The organism is Portibacter lacus, assembly GCF_021533215.1.
Lineage (GTDB): Bacteria > Bacteroidota > Bacteroidia > Chitinophagales > Saprospiraceae > Portibacter > Portibacter lacus.
Genome location: NZ_JAJNKA010000012.1, coordinates 161,605 through 179,695 on the forward strand (window position 1 = coordinate 161,605; position 18,091 = coordinate 179,695).

Consider the following 18,091-nt stretch of genomic DNA (forward strand, 5'->3'; position numbering starts at 1 on the left):
ATGTGCCAAGGGGTATATTGATTAAATATGAGAATTTGATGATATTTAATCAATAACTAAGTGTTGGATTGGATTTGAAATATTTGTTCAAAAATTAGTTTGCTGTAAGTGCTTAACTCTTCATCTGTAATGGTCATAGGGTAGTATTGAATTTCTTTTTTGAATTCATTCCATCTAGGTTGCAAGTGCGACATTTTTTCAAGAAAAATGGTTGAAGCTTCTGGTATATTTTGACTTACATATTTTAGAATCATCATGGAGCCTAAGCTACTTCCTAAAAAAGTATATAAAAGAGCGATAAGGTAATCTGGATGATAGGATTGATCAGAGATAGGTGTAATAGATGATTCTGTTTTTTCTATTTCTAAATTTAAAAAATTGAGACGAATATCTTCAGCTAATTCAGTTAATCCTAAATCAAAATCGAGAAAATGATAAAGTTGCGAATCTGAAAAATTTATCTTTTCACTAAACAACATTTGATTAGTTTGTCTAGTAACGAGGAGCCAATTTTGATAATCCTTTAAATCAAAAGTTTTATTTCTGATTTTGTTGCCGATGCCTCCATTATCAAGTTTTTGGTGAATTGGCATGGTAGCCGCTCTTAGCAGGTCTAGAATAGGACTAGATGACATTTTGGATATTGTTTTCGATAATTTTGAGGCATTCAAGTATTTGTTCTTTAGGAGCGTTTAACTCTAATTTCCTGCTAGCTTTTTGCACATTTAATCTGATGAGATTTAAGTATTCACTTTTATCAAGATCAGCTTTTATCTGAGCTTTACCTTCTTCTAAGATATTAAAAACAGTTCTGTAAAGGTCTTGAATATTGTCTTTTAGCACATAACCATTTGCTCCTTTAAGGATTGTTTGAGCAACTTTTTCCTCGTTATTAAGCGCACCAGTTACAAAGATAAAGGGAACATTCCATGATTTTCGTGATTCTATTAAAATATCTAGTCCATTACAATCTCTCATTTCATAATCGCAAAGGATGATATCCGGTTTAACCCAAGTAACTCGCTCTTTATAATCTGCAAGTCCTTCACCAAGAATGAAGGTGGCATTCGGAAAATGTTTCTTAAGCTTTGCTTTTATAAGTTCTCTATCCGAACTTGTGTCGTCTATAATTAATATGTTTATAATTTCGTCGTTCATGATCTTAATTATGAAGCAAGATATTTATTATTCTGTCTAAAATAAATAATATTTCATATAAAAAATAATGCGACACTTTTAAAAGTGTTAGTGCTCTATACTTACTTACTTACTTTCTATCTAAGAAATCCAGGGTTTTTTTATTTGTGGGAAGGGTTATGATAAATTTGCTACCATTCCCATTTTTATCAGTTATTTTGATTTCGCCCCCATGTCTTTCGACAGCTTTCTTTACAATAGAAAGTCCTATTCCACTTCCTTCATATTCATTATCACTTACTAACCTTCTAAAAAGCTCGAAGACTTTCTCTCGATATTTGACTGGGATCCCAATCCCATTGTCTGAATAATAAAATGTAGAATAATTATCATCCTTTTCACAATCAATTCGAATTAACGGTGATTCTCCTTTCGAGACATATTTTATACTGTTACTTATAAGATTAGAAAAAATTTGATGCATTAATCTAGAATCGCCATAAACTTTTGGTAATTGATCAGCAATTATTAATTGTGCATGAGGAGCGCCAATTTCAAAGTCTTTCCAGATTTCAAAAATAAAATTTTTAAGATTGATCTCATGAAAAAATAGCGCGTCATTGTTTAATTTTGAAAAACTTAAAATATCCTCTATGAATTGTTTCATTCTATCCACGCCATTGCTGATCATGCCTAAGAGTTGCAGCCCATGTTCGTCCATTTTATCTTGATAATCTTCAGCTAATATTTGAGTAAATCCTTCTATTGCTCTAAGGGGTGATTTTAGATCATGACTTACGGTATAGGTGAAACTTTCTAAACTTTTATAGGCATTATCAAGTTCTTTATTTAAGATAGTTAATTCTGTAAATTTTCTGTATAAAAGCTCTCGAATTTCGGACTTAATGAGATGTGCTAATTCAATGTCCTCATCGCTCCATGGAACAGCAGTGTTTTTAGTTTTTCCTATCCATTTTTCGAATGATTTCCGAGGTGTTAAACGACCTTTTTCTTTATCAAACGTTTTTGTTTTATTCGGATTTCCAGCCCATTTTATTTCTAATTCTTGGGCTTCCCTAAAAAATATAATGTAATCTTTAGTATTTTCTGAAAGTTGAATAACAAGAATTCCTGCCATTTTATCATCATAAATTTCCGTTGGAAGTACAGTTATACTCTTATTATAAGCTAATACATCGAAAGATTCTTTTTCATTCAACCAATTAACTAAACCATCTAATTTTTCTTGTGAAATTAAATGATTACTTCCTTTCGATGTGTCTTGACTTTTCAAATATATTCCTTTGGCATTAATTATGTCAAGTAGATTAGGTTTATTTTCAATCAAACTATGCACTAGATTTTTGGAATCTAAAAGGTTGAATAAAATCTCTTGTTGGTTTACTGTTGCGGTTAATTTTTTTGTCCTAATTTCTTCCCTATTAAGATTTTTCAAATTACTTGAAATGAAATTTGATAGAAATTTAAGCGAATTCCGTTTTTTGAAATCTATTAGATTTGCTTTGGTATGATGACAAGCTATTAATCCCCACAATTGATTCTCAAGAACTATCGCAACACTAAATGATGCAGTAACACCTATATTTTTAAGATATTCTAAATGTATCGGAGAGACACCTCTAACATGGACTTTTGATAAGTTAATTCCTTGTTCTGGGGTTTCCTTATTATTATTACGAATAATTAATTGCTCTGCATTAACATCAGCGATGGTTCTAATTGATTCCTCAAAATAAAGCGCCCTAGCTTGTTCAGGAATATCGCTTGCAGGAAATTTTAATCCTAAATATGATGGCCGATGATCTGCCCTACGTTCTCTAATAACCAGACCATTAAATTCCTGATCAAATTCATATATCATGATATGCTCATAATCAGTTATTTTATATACCTCCTCTAATACCTGATCTAGAAAAATATTTAGATCTGGGGAGTTGGAAATTGATAAGATCGAGGATTGTAGCGCCTCGTTAAATTCGTGTTCAGAGGGTTTTGCTTCAAGTTCGAATTCTAAATAGATGAGGCCACCATCTTTATGCTTAATTAACAAGTATGACTTCTTATTTAGATTAATACTTTTTGGTTTCCAAGCATTTTCACTGGTTAAATCTTGCAGTTCACTAGGACTTAGAAATTTTAGTAAAAATTGAGTTAAGGAAGTTGATTTTAATTCTTCATAAACATTTTCAGAGACATGAAACCACTTGGTCATTTCTATATCTGTGACAAGTAAAATCCCATAAGATTGAATCCTACTTATTGATCGAATAGGTTCCGCATCACAATTTTTGATGTCATATGGTTGATTATAGTAGGGTTGCTCTTGGTTACTTCGCATTGTTTACTTATTCTTACCCTTTTAAGCGAAGGGAGTAGAGTTCGTTCTTAACAAAAGTAGTTGGAAATTCTACATTTCATAATTTATTTTCTTTTTATTTAGTTTATTTATTGAATCAATTTTATAGATTATTCTAAAGTTTACAAACATATTACCACTAGTAAGGAATGCTTCCTTGTCGATTTCCCCTACTTATTGTATTTTCAATAGCAACGGTGAGGCAATCTATATTAGCGATGAACTGTATGATTTTCTGAAATTGGACAAAGCTAGTTCCTATACCATATTTGAAATAAACCCTGAATTTAGTTTCTTAAAATGGAAAGAAATACATCAAGTGAAAACTGAGGATTTTCAAATGTTAGAAACGAGCTATCTAGAAGGTGGCTTTAATGCGAAAAATTGCTTAGTTAAATATCTTAATTTTGAAAACTTTACGATCTATTATATCATTGATGATAAAGAGGTAAAGTCTAAGGAAGCAGTTACATCCTATGAAAACAATGATATTAATTATGATCGAGACTCACCTAACCCTGTAATATACTTTTGCGAAAATGGAATAGTGGGCTTTAAAAATAGAGAGGCAGAAAAGTATAATCCTAATTCGACGAATGTTACAGATCTTTTCTTAGAACCTGATTCTGGGCCTATTGCCGATTGCGTAAAAGGTTACCAAGACGACAAGGAGTATGTTATTAGAATGATAATGAGGACTAATGCTGGATTAAAAGAAGGTTATAGTAGGATATTTTTTATCTCAAGTAATTCTTTACAAAAGAGATTTAGACTTGAATTTCATTTTTCTGAAAAAGGCACACATTTTGATGAACCGTTGAAAGAGGCAATGGTAGAATTAAATAGATTGGAAGAAGTTATTTCTAGCAATAAAGAAATAATGATAGAGGATAGTATTGCTCAGTTTTCTTTAGATGATATTGTAACTCAGTCTCCTAAATATAAAGAAGTTCTAAGGCAAGTTGCCACTGTAGCAGATACGAGTTCAACTGTTTTAATTACGGGTGAAACAGGAACTGGGAAAGAAATGTTATGCAATACATTATATAAACTAAGTGATAGAGCAGAGGAGATAATTATTAAAGTTAATTGTGCCACAATTCCTGAAAATTTAATAGAAAGTATCCTTTTTGGACACGAGAAAGGTTCCTTCACAGATGCTAAAGAAACTAGAATAGGCAAATTCGAATTAGCACATAAGGGGACGATATTTTTAGACGAAATCGGAGAAATGCCTTATGAAATGCAAGCTAAGTTATTACGTGTTTTGCAGGAAGGTGAAATAGAAAGATTAGGCAATCCGAATCCAATTAAAGTTGATGTAAGAATCATCGCCGCAACAAACAGGAATTTGAAAAAATTAATTAAGGAAAAGAAGTTTAGAGAAGATCTTTATTATCGATTAAATGTTTTCCCCATTTTTAATTTACCTTTAAGGGAAAGAAAAGAAGACATTCCTTTATTAACAAATCATTTTATTATAAAGGCGAACAAAAAGACAGGAAGGGAAGTAAAAAGAATTAGAGAGCAAGATATTAAGTTACTAGAACAATACGAATTTCCAGGAAATGTGCGAGAATTAGAAAATATAATAGAAAGGTCAGTAATCTCATCTTATGGAGAAGTATTGTTATTGAACACTTTTAAAGGTAGTCCCAGTAAGAAAAAGCATGCAGAATTTGAATTTCTTACGCTTGAAGAAGCTGAAAGGAATCATATAATTAAAGCTTTAAAATATACAAATGGGAAGGTTTCTGGAACTAATTCTGCTTCAGAATTATTGAAATTAAATAGTAAGACTCTTACTTCTAGAATAAAAAAGCTTAATATTAATCCTAGAAAATTTATGAACTGAAATTTTGAATAATATTAATGAAAATATACATGCTCCTAATGAATTGATTTCATTGTATATGAAACAAGAAAACAATCCTATTTTACTTGTATTTGATGCGGAATGGTCCAGTACATCTTCTATGACTGAAATTATAACAAAAAAAATTAGAAAGGAAGCCAAAAATATTAAGTTAGTAAAAATTGATATAGACCAAGAAGAAAATTTAGCAAGAAAATATCGGATAAAAAAGGTACCGACTTGTATGTTGCTTATCAATAATGAATTAAAATATAGATACGAGGGTCTTTTTTCTAAGTCAATGGTTTTACAAGCATTGGCTAAGAATTCATAGCACAGATTTCTCATCCACTTCCGAGCCCTACATCGAACATCTCCAAAACGCATTTCCATTTTAATTCCTCGACGAAATTTGTTTGTAAAGGTTAAGTAGGAAAGGTCAAATATTAAAGCCAGTTTACTTTTCAATAAAAATTAATCAATAGGAATGCTATATGCAATCAAAAGATTAGGACATCTTACTAATCCAGGACGAACAAATCTAGTATAAATTCAATTAGATAAAAAAACAAAAATACAATGAAAAGATGGATGACTTTTTACGCTTTACTTACTACTTTTTGTGCAATGCTTTTATATTTCAATACCACATTATTTGCTAAATGCCTCTCATTTTTTCTAACACTCTCTTTTTTTATCTTTTTCATCTTATCGATACTTTCATATGTCAGAAAGAAAAGAAAATTGTGCAATTTGACAGTTGAGTTTAATTACCTAGATTCAACTAAGCGTGGCACTTTAGATAAATCCCAGTCAATGACTAATCCTTTAGCCAAGGAAGCCGCTATTTCTTCTCCATACAACAACTCAGAAAGATAAAGTGCAGCTTCGAATGATTTAGCCCCTCCAGCTGATGTAATCGCTTTTCCATCATGTACAAATAAAACATCGCTAACTACATCTAATTCTGGGAACATTTTTTCGTATTCATCGATGTCTGAAGGAAAGGTTGTAGACTTAAGACCATCTAGCAATCCAGCCTTCGCTAATACAAATGCGCCATCACAATGAGATGTTATAAATTCTGCTTTTTCGCCTACTTCTTTTACAAAATCAATCATCACCTTATTTTCTAGATCTGAATCCAAATGATGCTCTGCACTGGGCACTACTAATATATCAATGTGGGGATAGTTTTTTAGATAGTTGAAATCGGGCAGGATGTACATCCCTTCGAAAGTTTTAATCGGTTGATCCGTGTCAGCAATAGTGAAAACATTCATTGCTTTTATCCCATCTCGAAACCTAGTGTGCTGGAAGATGTCATAAGGTGCAGTCAATTCCGTATTATAAACACCGTCCATTATCAATATGCCTACATTATACCATTCATCGTTTAATTCTATGTCTGTCTTATGACTAGAAGTACATGAATTCATTAGAATAAATACGATAGTGAGTATTTTGACATAAAATAGAGGCTTCATTTTTGTAGGCTTTAATTTGTTAAGCTGAATTCGTAATGTAATTTCAAGTATTATGAATATATGTAATATTTATAATCATAGTAATTATCTTGCATGGTGAAATGATTTAACAAAGTTAATAAACCACGAATCTTTAATTAATTTTTCAATATGTATAAACTTACTTTCTTTTTTCTATTTGCATCCTTTTTTGCTTTACAAATGAATGGTCAGAAAGCCATAACACTTGAGGATTTATGGTCTTCCGGTGAATATTACGAGGCGAATATTCCAGGATTTAATTTTTTAAAAGACGGAGAGCACTACACAAGACTTGAATCGAACAAGATCAATAAGTATGATTTTTCTAGCGGTGAGTTCGTAGAAACGATATTCGAAAATGATGAAAGACTTTCAGGATATGAATTCTCAGTTTCGGAAAATTTGATTATTTATAAGGTCAATGTTGAAAGCATCTACAGAAGGTCAAGCAAAGCTGATTATTATATCTATAATCGCAAAACAAAGCAGATCAGTAGAGTGCATCCAGAATCGAAAATAGGTTATGCTACGGTTTCTCCGGATGAAACACATGTAGCCTATACTTTAGATAATAACTTATTCGTAAAAAAAATCGGAAGTAAAACAGCAATTCAGATTACGCAAGACGGTAAGTGGAATGAGATAATTAATGGTTCCGCGGACTGGGTTTATGAAGAAGAATTCAGTATGTCTCAGGCGTTCGATTGGTCGCCAGATAGTAAAAAAATTGGCTTTCTTAAGTTTGATGAAAAGGAAGTGAAGGAATTCACTATTCAGAAAGATGTTGCAGACCTTTACCCAACTTATGAAACATTCAAATATCCCAAAGTCGGAGAAAAAAATGCCTTTGTTAGTGCTCATATCTATAACATTGACCTAAAAAAAACTACAAAGGTTCAAGTGGGTGACGAAGGAGAATACTATCTTCCTAGATTCAAGTGGTTGCCTTCTAGCGAGCAAATGATCGTATTCAAGATCAATAGACTTCAGAATCACTTAGAATTATTAGCAGCTGATCCACAGACTGGAAAAGCATCTGTTCTGCTAGCGGAAAAAAACAAGTATTATATCAGAATTCATGATGACTTAACTTTCCTGAAGAATGGAAAAGAATTTATATGGTCCAGTGAGAAAAATGGATATTCCCAGTTATTTATTTATGATTTAAAAGGAAAGGAGAAAGTTAATCTCACGCCGGGAGAATATGATGTATCTAGATTTTATGGTGTAGATGAGCATCGAAAAGAAGTTTACTACCAAGCCGCGAAAAAGAATCCATTAGAAAGTGAGGTGTATGCAGTGAGTTTGGATGGAAAGAAAAGCCGCTTAATCGCAGGGGAGAAAGGAACAAGTTCTGTTCAATTCAGTAGCAATTTTGACCATTATGTATTGAGACATTCTACGATTAACTCCCCTACAACAATCAGGATCTTCAATCAGGCAGGAGAAAAAGTAAGAACTTTAGAAGAGAATGAAGCATTAGTTCAGAAGATGAAAAGAACTGGCGTAGTTAATGTTGAGTTTTTTAATTTCAAAACAAGTGAGGATGTGAGCTTGAATGGCTGGATTATCAAGCCAGCAAATTTCAATCCTAAGAAAAAGTATCCAGTATTTATGACTCTCTATGGTGGTCCTGGATCGCAGACAGTTACAGATTCATGGAAAGGCCAGAATTACTGGTGGTTCCAATTACTTGCTCAGCAAGGATATGTGGTCGCAAGTGTAGATAATCGGGGTACAGGAGCTAGAGGGGAGGAGTTTAGAAAAATGACATATCTCCAACTTGGTAAGTACGAAACGATAGATCAGATAGAAGCGGCAAAGTATTTGGGTAGTTTAGATTATACGGATGCAAAAAGAATAGGAATTTTTGGCTGGAGTTATGGAGGGTACATGTCGACTTCGTGTCTATTAAAAGGGAACGATGTTTTCAAAGCTGCGATTGCAGTTGCTCCAGTTACTTCTTGGAGATGGTACGATTCTGTTTATACAGAACGTTATATGAGGACCGAAAAGGATAATGCGAAGGGATATCTGGATAATTCTCCTGTTTATTTTGCAGATCAACTAAAAGGAAAGTATTTAATTATTCACGGAATTGCCGATGATAATGTTCATTTTCAGCAATCTTCAGAGATGGTTAATGCGTTAATAAGGGCTAATAAGCAATTTGAAAGTTTTTATTACCCGAGCAGAAATCATGGTATCTATGGAGATAATGCCCGATTACATCTGTACACAATGATGACAAATTTTTTATATAATAATTTATAAATATGATATTGAGAATAGGCCTTTTTGTTTTTTTGATGAGTCTGATGGCTTGCGGAGAAAAAACAACAGAGGCCGAAACCCCGAAAAAAACAACCAACCAAGGTACAGAGCTTTCAGAATTAGACTGGATGCTTGGAAAGTGGAAGAGAGAAGATACAGGCGAATTAGCGCTATGGTCTAAAAAAGAAAATAGTTATTTCGGTGGCATGAAAGTCACCCTAAATAATAAAGAACAGGCGGTCATACAAGGAGTATTAGCATTAGAAGGTAGAAAAGATGGAATCTTTTTTTCTACTAAAGAAAAGGGACAACGGAATGCTAATAGAGTGGAATATAAAATGTCTAATACAAATTTTGATGCCCCCAAATTTACCAATCCCAACCAAAGTTATCCAAAGCACATCTCCTATATGAAAATAGGGAACGATAAGATAAAAGTGGAAGAAACAGGAGTCGGTGGTAAAGGAACTTCGTATTATTTTGTCAGAGAAATATAGTATTCTTCAAGAAATGCACCGTACGGAAAATCAATCTCTTTTTCGATAGATAGCTTGCAGGTTTCTGCCTAGTCCATTATAGTCTAGACCGTATCCAACAACGAAAACATCTTCTATTTCGAATCCAGTTTGGTGAACTGTTATATCATGTTGTAGCGCTGAAGGTTTGACAAGAAGACTAACGACTTCCACGGTTTTAGGTTCCTTCGCAAAGACCTTAGGAAGAAATTCATGCAAAGTGTTTCCAGTGTCTACGATATCTTCTATTAGAATCACAGTTCTGCCTCGGATGCTGTCATCCACACCGATCACTTCATTCAGCTTTCCAGTTGACTTGACGCCGTCATAAGAATAGTACTTTACAAAAGTGACTTCACAGTCTCCATCAAAAGCTCTGATGATATCTGCCATAAATACAAATGCTCCACTTAGCATGCCTAAGAAAATAGGATTTTCATCTTTATATTTCTTAGTTAATTCATAGCCTATTTCACCGATCCGATCATTAATGGCTTCTCTGTCGATAAATGCTTCAAACTCTAAATCTTGGATTTTAATCATATTCCGTATTGATCAATTAAGAAAATAAGAGAAGCCATTGCTGCACTTCCTAAGTTTAATTCTCTTTTATTCACGGCTTCTATATGATCATCTGGCGTATGATGATAGTCGAAGTAGCGCTGCGAGTCAGGTCTTAGCCCGAACAATAGTGGACCCTGATCTTTTAATGGAGAGATATCTGCACCTGATCCACCTTTCGAAAGCGAAACACCGTATGGTTCAAGTAGATTAAACCAATCAGAAACCTTCTTGAATTTCGCATCAAAGAAAGAACTTAACCCATCTGCACTAAATCCTCTAGGAGAAAATCCACCTGCGTCAGACTCTATTGCAGCGATATGATTTTCACCATTTTCTTTTGCGAGTTTAGCGTACTCTTGGCCACCTACTAGTCCATTTTCTTCATTTGCAAATAGAACAACTCGGATCGTGTGTTTTGGCTGATAATTCATTTTCTTAAATATTTCGACTACTGCCATCGATTGAACACAACCCGCACCATCATCATGCGCTCCTCCCGCAAGATCCCACGAATCTAAGTGACCGCCGACAACTATGATTTGATCAGGAAACTCAGAACCCTTCCATTCACCGATAATGTTATAATTCTTCTGATTAGGCACTGTTTCATTATCATTCGAAAGGCCAACCATTATATCAGGGCTTGAAACCAAAGTTTCGCTGAGCAGGTTTGCTGCCATTGTGCTAATGGCAATGGAAGGAATTTTGTTAATTCCATCTTCATATATACTAGTCCCAGTATGAGGTACATCGTCTAATTTATTAGTCATAGAACGCACAAGCACAGCAACTGCACCGAATTCCGCCGCTCTTGCAGCACCGAACACACGCTGATCTACAGCACCACCATAAGCATTAAAGCTATTTACTAATTTGGCATCCATCGGTCGATTAAAGAATACGATTTTTCCAGCTATTTCGTCTTCTCCAAGTTTCTTCAGTTCGTTTAATCCGTGAACTTCGATGACATTAGCTTTGATTTCTTTATTATTCGTGCCGATCGTATTCCCTAGCGAAGTAGAAGTAAGTTGCACTTTCACATTAGGAGAAAGATACATATTAACCTCAGATTCCTTTTTCCTGTGCCACCAATTGGTCGTGCATTCTTGTCTAAATGAAGAATTGACACCTAGTGAATCGAGAATCCTTTGTGTGTAATCTTCAGCTTTGCTAGAATTAGGTGAGCCGGCAAGCCTTCCTCCTATGTTTTCACTTAAGTGCGTTAACCACACATAAGCATTGCTTTCTGTTAATGCAGTTTCATATATTTTTTTAATGGTAAATGCATCAGACTCTGTTTGGGCATTTAAAGAAAAGGTTAATAGAATGATAAAACACGTTGAAAAAAAGTTCTTAGACATATTGGTAGTTATTTGATGCCAATATAAAGAAACTTAATAAAGATTACTTGGTCTTGCAGAGGGATATGTATATTCCCTGTATGAAATATCTTACTTTTTTACTTCTTTTTGTTTCTATGTCAATGTTAAACGGGCAGCATTTAAAACTGTGGTATCAAGAAGCAGCACTAGACTTTTGACATCTAATAAAAATGGAATAGTAACATATAAAGGAGGCTTATTCCTAATTAAAAAAATGACCAGATGATCAAATTACAAACAAAAAAGAATTCAAAAAATCTAGGATCCTTATAGTTTTAGCAATTGCCTATCCTTAATAAATGCATAGGCCATAAATGCAATAACCAATAATCCTTTTAATACTAATTGAGCGATAGAATGAAGTCCACTTTGCCCTATCCAAAGGCTTATGAAATAGAAACTGATAGCAAGCAAGAAGTATATGGATAGATTCTTTATATCATAAGGAATGGCAAGATTTCTCTTTCCAGAAGTGTAAGCGAAAATGCACATGAAAATATAGCAAATCAATGCAGACCATGCAGCACCTATGTAGCCAATCTTTGGAATTAAAATCACATTACACATGATCGTGATGATGGCACCGGTTATTGCAATGAGTGCCCCCATGTAGGTTTTGTCTTTGAGCTTATACCATATGGAAATGTTATAGTAGATACCTAAGAAAAGGTAGGCCATTAGTAATATAGGAACGATATCTGAGACACCTCTATAATCTTTGCCAATAAGAAGCATGGCTTGATCGAGAAAGATAGCTATCGTGAGAAATACTACTAAACCAGCAATAGTGAATGCTTTAAGAACATAGGCATACAATTGAGTCGAGTCTTTATCCTTGAAACTTTTGAAGAAAAACGGCTCCGCTGCATAATTGAAAGCAGTGGCGAACAAACTCATGATGACAGCAACTTTGGCGGCGCCATTATAAGCCCCGGAAGTCTCTAATGCATCTGCACTTGGAAGCAATTGCGACACAAATACACGATCGAAAACTTGATTGATTGCTGCAGCGATTCCGACTAATATTAAGGGTATGGAGTACATAAGCATCTTTTTCATTAATGCTTTATCTATATGCAAACGAACTTTGATTAATTGGGGTAGAAGAAGTACGAGCACAACAATACTTGCTACTAAATTGGCAAGAAAAACATAATCCAATTCTCTTCCGACGGAGTAGTAAAATGGAAAGCCCTGAAGTACTCCTGGATTTTCCAGGGCAGGAAAAACAGATAAATACGAAAGGATTAGAACAGCGGATACGAGTACATTTATAATCTTAATGGCTGAAAATTTGATGGCTTTATTTTCAAGTCTTAACCTTGCAAATGGAAGTGCAGCCAGCGCATCGAATAGCAGTATTAATGAAAACCACCTGATATATCTAGCATCTTCTGGTCCTGTAAGCCAAGAAGCAATGACTTGAGCATTCATAAAGATGAGGAAAGCACATAGCGTAGAAAAAATTAGAATGGTTGTAAATCCAGAAGCATATGCATTCTTACTATCCTTCTCCAGTGTTGCAAATCGGAAATAAGCCGTTTCTAATCTTAGTGTAAATAGACTGATGAGTAAGGCTACATAGGCATATAAAATCCCATGGATCCCAAAATTCTCCTTGTCTAATACCCTTGTTAAATAAGGTGCTAAAAGCAAGAAGTTTAATACTTTAGGGAGGATACTTCCGAGACCATAGATTACCGTTTCTCCTGCTAATTTTTTAACCTGCGACATAGTTCTAATAATAAAGAAAACAAAGATACATTAAACGTGGACTATAAAATGAATGCATCGTTATTGACATTTTTAAAAATGAATATAAATTATGAAATACACGCTAATTTTTTTGCTGGACTAAAAGTAGATAAAAGGGAACATTCGTTCGCGATCCTTTATTATTTGTCTGGATGAATGTATTATCCGAAGTATATTCCGTGTTAATTGTAATTACAATCCGTGTTTTTTTACTTTTTTGTACTAAATTCGGGCTCAATGTAAAAGATACAGAATGATTGATGTTAGCTTATTAAGCAAAACTTGTGAAATACCTGGAGCTCCTGGCTATGAAGATAGAATTAGAAACTTTGTTATAGAACAAGTTAAAGACCTTGTCGATGAGGTTACCATAGACCCAATGGGGAATGTGCTTGCGGTTAAGAAAGGAAGCGGTGATAAAAAAGTGATGGTCGCTGCTCATATGGATGAAATTGCCTTTATAACGAAGTACATAGACGATGAAGGATTTATTAGATTTCATACGCTAGGAGGATTTGATCCGAAAACGTTAACTGCTCAGCGTGTTATCGTTCACGGAAAAGAAGACGTAATCGGAGTGATGGGATGTAAGCCAATCCACGTAATGACTCAGGAGGAAAGAAAGAAAATGGTGGGCATCACGGAGTATTTTGTGGACACTGGATTACCTGCAGAAAAGGTTAAAGAAATAGTGGAGATAGGAAGCCCTATAACCAGAGAAAGATCTTTAATAGAGATGGGAGATTGTGTAAATTCGAAGTCAATCGATAATAGAGTTTCCGTTTACATTCTAATAGAAGCACTTAAAGAATTAAAGAATAAGGAGATCCCTTATGATCTTGTTGCAGCATTTACGGTGCAAGAAGAAGTAGGACTTAGAGGAGCGATTACTTCTTCATCTGGAGTTAATCCTGATTTTGGAATAGCATTAGATACGACGATCGCATTTGACCTGCCGGGTGCTAAGCCTGAGGAGAAAATTACAAGTTTGGGAAGTGGCGCGGCGATAAAGATATTAGACGGTGCTACAATTTGTGATCATAGGATGGTTTCGTTCTTGAAGAAAACAGCGAATGAGCATGCTATCAAATGGCAACCTGAAATTCTTCCGGCTGGTGGAACAGATACCGCTGGATTACAACGTTCATCTCCTGGTGGATCTATTGCGGGAGCAATATCTATTCCTACGAGAAATTTACACCAAGTAATTGAAATGGCACATAAAGGCGACATTCGAAATTGTATAGACTTGCTTGTCGCGGCCTTACTAGAAATAGAAGATTACGACTGGTCATTCAAATAAATATTTTAGGCACACCACTTGAAAATTTGAATTGCTTAATGAGTATATATAAAACATAGAAGATGAAGAAAACAATGACTTGTAATCAGCTAGGTGGTGCTTGTGATCTTGAGTTTCAAGCTGAGACTTTTGAAGAAATAGCAGAGATGAGTAAGCAACATGGAATGGAAATGTTTCAGAAAAAAGATGAAGCGCATCTCAAGGCAATGGATGAAATGCAGAAATTGATGCAAACTCCTGATAAAATGCAGCAATGGTTTATGGATAAGCGACAAGAGTTCGAAGCATTATAGCTAGAAATTAAGTCGCTTTTCGAGGGTCGATGAGACTTAATTCGACTCTTTGACCAGTTTAACGTCCGTTAAAATATACATCAGTCGATTAACATCCGAATCGTTTAACTGTAATTTACCTTGTATTTCTATTTGCTCGGCAGTGTATTTCACAGCTTCTACTGCGCTCACTTCCATGACTGTTTCTGGTCCTGCACCTCCACAGAAGAAACACATCGCATATGGATAAGCTGAAAAGATAAACTCTTTATGAGATTTGTATCCCTCTACTGGAATGATGTATCCTTTGATTTTAATCTCCTTGCCCTCCATTTCCTTGATATCATCACTAAAAACAGGAACATCTACCTTGAAACCCATTAATTCATCGTACTCTTTTTTATAAGTGATCTTTCCTAAGGTTTTCCAAGTATTCGCTTCAGTCTGAGCGTTTATTTGAAAAGAGATGGCTAATAAAAAAAGTGCTAAAATGTATTTCATAATATTCCGTTGTGCTACAAATTTAAAAAAACTAAGTCAAGCATGAATGAAAACGCTCCTTTCCTTCTGTTAATTTTCTGTTATTTTAAACTTAGGAAGATTTTTGTTTTTTCATCTTGTTAATTAACAAACCTAAAAATGGATGTTTTGGTTCCCCCAATGCACCTTGATAAGGTTCTCCCATTCGTAAATAATACTTGTAAAAGTAGCGAGCGGTTATGCCCCACTTTTGAAGAAAAATCTTTCTCCCAGTATTAACTCCTAGTCTCTTAGTGGATTTAGATCCGAAATGATATACACGGCTTTCAGCAATGCCTTTGAATATTCTTGTTCCAGCATCCCACGCTTTCATTGCCATGTCAGGATCGGAATACATACCAGGTGAAAACTCTTCGCTGAATCCTCCGATTTTATCCCAGAGTTTTGCGGTTACCCATAACGGTGGCCAGGCGCTTCCACTCCAATCTTTTTTAGCAAAATCGGCATGTTCAGCTAACAGCTCTTTTTCTCGGAAAGAATCGAGATCATTTCCATAATCTCCATTAATCGAGCAAGCATTTCCTGCAGCATTAGGCTCGATCATCGTTGAGGAAATAAAGAAATCTGATTCTGTTTTATTTATTTCTGCTAAGACATAGGTGTCCCAATTTGGCAAGACATACATGTCATCATTAAGATAGCAGAGTATAGGCGCATCAGCAATCTTTCTCAGAGCATTCATCGCGACACATATCCCGACATTCGTACTGCTTTCAAGAAATAAAATTCCTTCTTGTGATAGCCATTCCTGGGTGCCGTCGCTTCCTTCATTGACATAAATTAAAAGCTGAAAATTATGGTGACTATGCGCTCGAATGCTAGAAATACACTTCTTTAGTAAATCGAGATTATTCCATGTAGGAATTAATATGCTATAATCAGGCTTCATCTTTAAAGCGGAATCTGATGAATTTGATTAATCGGCCATCGAGTAAGTGTGATCTTTCGTAATACGTTTTTATATCTAATTCTGGAAAATCTAGCGGATCTTTATAGATGTCGTCTTTGTCGTAAAGTACTTCTACACCTGGCTCTGTGCTAAGAATTTCTCGAGTATAAGCATATAGCTCAGGAGAGTCTGTTTTCAAATTTATAACACCATCCTTTTTGAGGAAATCACGAAATCTTTTCAAGAAATTCGGAGAAGTCAATCGGCGATTTTCTTTACTATCTTTTAAGAAAGGATCGGGGAAAGTTATCCAGATTTCATCTACTTCGTCTTTCTCGAAAAAGAGATTTATTTGTTCAATTCGAGTTCGAAGAAATGCAACATTCGTTAAGTTTTCATCTAGAGCAGTCCTAGCTCCTCTCCATATTCTTGCGCCTTTCACATCCACTCCTATGAAGTTCCGATTAGGATACATCGTACCTAAGCCTAGGGAATATTCGCCACGCCCGCAAGCTAATTCTAATACAATAGGTTGATCGTTTTTGAAATGTAATTCATTCCACTTCCCTTTTAGGTCTATGGGTTCTTGATTAACGCCAACTAGCCCGGGATTCTTCGGGTCATAATTTTCGTAAACGTTTGGAAATGATACGATTTCAGCAAACTTCTGGAGTTTGTTCCTTGAAGCCATTCTTTGTTTTTTTTCGCAAAGGTAAGCCTTATTAGAGAATTTCGTCTAGTACAGCTTGATAATCGTTGAATTCATGCAAATTTCTATGTCCAGCACCTTTTATGGTAAAGAAGTGATCGTCTGTTTCAAGGATTTTTTTCAATTTACTTGCAGACTTAAATGGTACGATGCTATCCTTTGTTCCCTGAATAATCAAGGTCGTCATCTTGTTATTCTTAATGTTCTCATGATTCGGAAACTTATATTTTAATTCTACAGGAACAATTAAAAGTGGAAATCTAGTTTTAACCAATTCTGGCATATTATAAAAAGGCGTCTCTAGAATTAATTTTGTTGCGGGTTGTTGAGTAGAAAGATGAGAAGCTACACCAGTGCCTAGAGATCTTCCCCAGAGAATAATGTCTTTTTCAGGATGGTTTTCTTGCGCCCACTTATAGACGAGTTGGGCATCTTCATACATGCCTACTTCACTTACAGTCCCATCACTTTTCCCATACCCTCGATAATCGATAGCCACCACATCGTATCCTCGGTTAACGACATCTGGAAGGTAATTTCCCCAGTGTTGTAAATTTCTGGAATTGCCATGGAAATAAATGACTAGTGCTTTGGATTCTGATTCACTCGGAAAAAAAAGGGAATTAACTTTTTCACCATTTGTGTGCTCAAGATTGAATTCATTATACGGAATGTCAAATTGAAAAGTATGATCCTTCGCAAGCGCGTCAGGTCTAAAGATCAATTTTTTCTGTACTGTAAATAAAAAACTCACGATAATAGAATAAAATCCGATGGTGGATAATAAAGATACGCTAGTTTTTCTTGTAAATGAGGACATTCATGTTAATTATATCTTATAGACGTATTTTGAATGCGTTTTGTTCCCTTTGAGATACTATTTGATGTGGATCAATGATGAAAATGTATTAAAAAACACAGTTTAGGTCACATTTTGGGAAATCAATTCGTTCTATCCACACCTAATCACACAACAATAAACAAAATTAAATATCTTTGCGCCCTCAATTA

The 18,091-nt window shown here is 34.7% G+C and carries 17 protein-coding genes; 6 read left to right on the forward strand and 11 right to left on the reverse strand.

Features of this window, described 5'->3' with window-relative positions:
* Positions 1–56: 56 nt before the first annotated feature.
* From L2586_RS18700 to L2586_RS18710, 3 genes are all read right to left on the reverse strand, one after another.
* Positions 57–635, reverse strand: a complete 579-nt coding sequence (locus L2586_RS18700; RefSeq protein WP_235294470.1) for a heme oxygenase-like domain-containing protein — start codon at positions 633–635, stop codon at positions 57–59.
* A complete protein-coding gene (locus L2586_RS18705; protein WP_235294471.1) occupies positions 625–1,158 on the reverse strand; it encodes a response regulator in 534 nt (177 codons plus the stop codon). Before L2586_RS18705 ends, L2586_RS18700 begins: the two co-directional genes overlap by 11 nt.
* Positions 1,159–1,267: 109 nt before the next feature.
* Positions 1,268–3,496: an ATP-binding protein gene (locus tag L2586_RS18710; protein ID WP_235294472.1), complete on the reverse strand. Its 2,229-nt coding sequence runs from the start codon at positions 3,494–3,496 to the stop codon at positions 1,268–1,270.
* A gap of 175 nt (positions 3,497–3,671) precedes the next feature.
* Here L2586_RS18710 and L2586_RS18715 point away from each other — a divergent pair, with 175 nt between their 5' ends.
* The gene (locus L2586_RS18715) at positions 3,672–5,369 is read left to right on the forward strand and encodes a sigma-54 interaction domain-containing protein (protein ID WP_235294473.1); all 1,698 of its coding nucleotides are present in this window, start codon (positions 3,672–3,674) and stop codon (positions 5,367–5,369) included.
* Positions 5,370–5,373: 4 nt separating this feature from the next.
* Positions 5,374–5,703, forward strand: a complete 330-nt coding sequence (locus L2586_RS18720; RefSeq protein WP_235294474.1) for a thioredoxin family protein — start codon at positions 5,374–5,376, stop codon at positions 5,701–5,703.
* Positions 5,704–6,139: 436 nt separating this feature from the next.
* Here the strand turns inward: L2586_RS18720 and L2586_RS18725 are convergent, their stop codons facing one another.
* Complete coding sequence (locus L2586_RS18725; RefSeq protein ID WP_394804421.1) at positions 6,140–6,808, reverse strand: DJ-1/PfpI family protein; 669 nt, start codon at positions 6,806–6,808, stop codon at positions 6,140–6,142.
* Positions 6,809–7,006: 198 nt separating this feature from the next.
* On the opposite strand from L2586_RS18725, the gene L2586_RS18730 reads away from it, so the two are divergent.
* Complete coding sequence (locus tag L2586_RS18730; protein WP_235294476.1) at positions 7,007–9,151, forward strand: S9 family peptidase; 2,145 nt, start codon at positions 7,007–7,009, stop codon at positions 9,149–9,151.
* 2 nt (positions 9,152–9,153) lie between these two features.
* Positions 9,154–9,648: a hypothetical protein gene (locus tag L2586_RS18735; protein WP_235294477.1), complete on the forward strand. Its 495-nt coding sequence runs from the start codon at positions 9,154–9,156 to the stop codon at positions 9,646–9,648.
* A 30-nt stretch (positions 9,649–9,678) separates the two neighbouring features.
* Here L2586_RS18735 and hpt read toward each other — a convergent pair whose 3' ends face one another.
* The 3 genes from hpt to L2586_RS18750 all read right to left on the reverse strand — a co-directional run bounded on the left by hpt (position 9,679) and on the right by L2586_RS18750 (position 13,346).
* On the reverse strand, positions 9,679–10,209 hold the full coding sequence (gene hpt, locus L2586_RS18740) for a hypoxanthine phosphoribosyltransferase (protein WP_235294478.1): 531 nt from the start codon (positions 10,207–10,209) through the stop codon (positions 9,679–9,681).
* Positions 10,206–11,591 carry a M28 family peptidase gene (locus tag L2586_RS18745; protein ID WP_235294479.1) on the reverse strand — a complete coding sequence of 462 codons (1,386 nt, stop codon included), beginning with the start codon at positions 11,589–11,591 and terminating at the stop codon, positions 10,206–10,208. Before L2586_RS18745 ends, hpt begins: the two co-directional genes overlap by 4 nt.
* A gap of 288 nt (positions 11,592–11,879) precedes the next feature.
* Entirely contained in the window at positions 11,880–13,346 is a 1,467-nt protein-coding gene (locus L2586_RS18750) for an oligosaccharide flippase family protein (RefSeq protein WP_235294480.1), read from the reverse strand.
* A gap of 274 nt (positions 13,347–13,620) precedes the next feature.
* Between L2586_RS18750 and L2586_RS18755 the strand changes: the two genes are divergently transcribed.
* Together L2586_RS18755 and L2586_RS18760 are read left to right on the forward strand one after the other, a co-directional pair.
* Positions 13,621–14,670, forward strand: coding sequence for a M42 family metallopeptidase (locus L2586_RS18755; protein WP_235294481.1), 1,050 nt, complete (start codon positions 13,621–13,623; stop codon positions 14,668–14,670).
* A 62-nt stretch (positions 14,671–14,732) separates the two neighbouring features.
* Complete coding sequence (locus tag L2586_RS18760; protein ID WP_235294482.1) at positions 14,733–14,963, forward strand: hypothetical protein; 231 nt, start codon at positions 14,733–14,735, stop codon at positions 14,961–14,963.
* Between the two features lie 36 nt (positions 14,964–14,999).
* Here the strand turns inward: L2586_RS18760 and L2586_RS18765 are convergent, their stop codons facing one another.
* The 4 genes from L2586_RS18765 to L2586_RS18780 all read right to left on the reverse strand — a co-directional run bounded on the left by L2586_RS18765 (position 15,000) and on the right by L2586_RS18780 (position 17,900).
* Entirely contained in the window at positions 15,000–15,443 is a 444-nt protein-coding gene (locus L2586_RS18765; protein WP_235294483.1) for a hypothetical protein, read from the reverse strand.
* Between the two features lie 91 nt (positions 15,444–15,534).
* Complete coding sequence (locus tag L2586_RS18770) at positions 15,535–16,371, reverse strand: glycosyltransferase family 2 protein (protein WP_235294484.1); 837 nt, start codon at positions 16,369–16,371, stop codon at positions 15,535–15,537.
* Complete coding sequence (gene trmB / locus L2586_RS18775; RefSeq protein ID WP_235294485.1) at positions 16,361–17,062, reverse strand: tRNA (guanosine(46)-N7)-methyltransferase TrmB; 702 nt, start codon at positions 17,060–17,062, stop codon at positions 16,361–16,363. Before trmB ends, L2586_RS18770 begins: the two co-directional genes overlap by 11 nt.
* A gap of 31 nt (positions 17,063–17,093) precedes the next feature.
* The gene (locus L2586_RS18780) at positions 17,094–17,900 is read right to left on the reverse strand and encodes an alpha/beta hydrolase (RefSeq protein ID WP_235294486.1); all 807 of its coding nucleotides are present in this window, start codon (positions 17,898–17,900) and stop codon (positions 17,094–17,096) included.
* Positions 17,901–18,091: the final 191 nt, after the last annotated feature.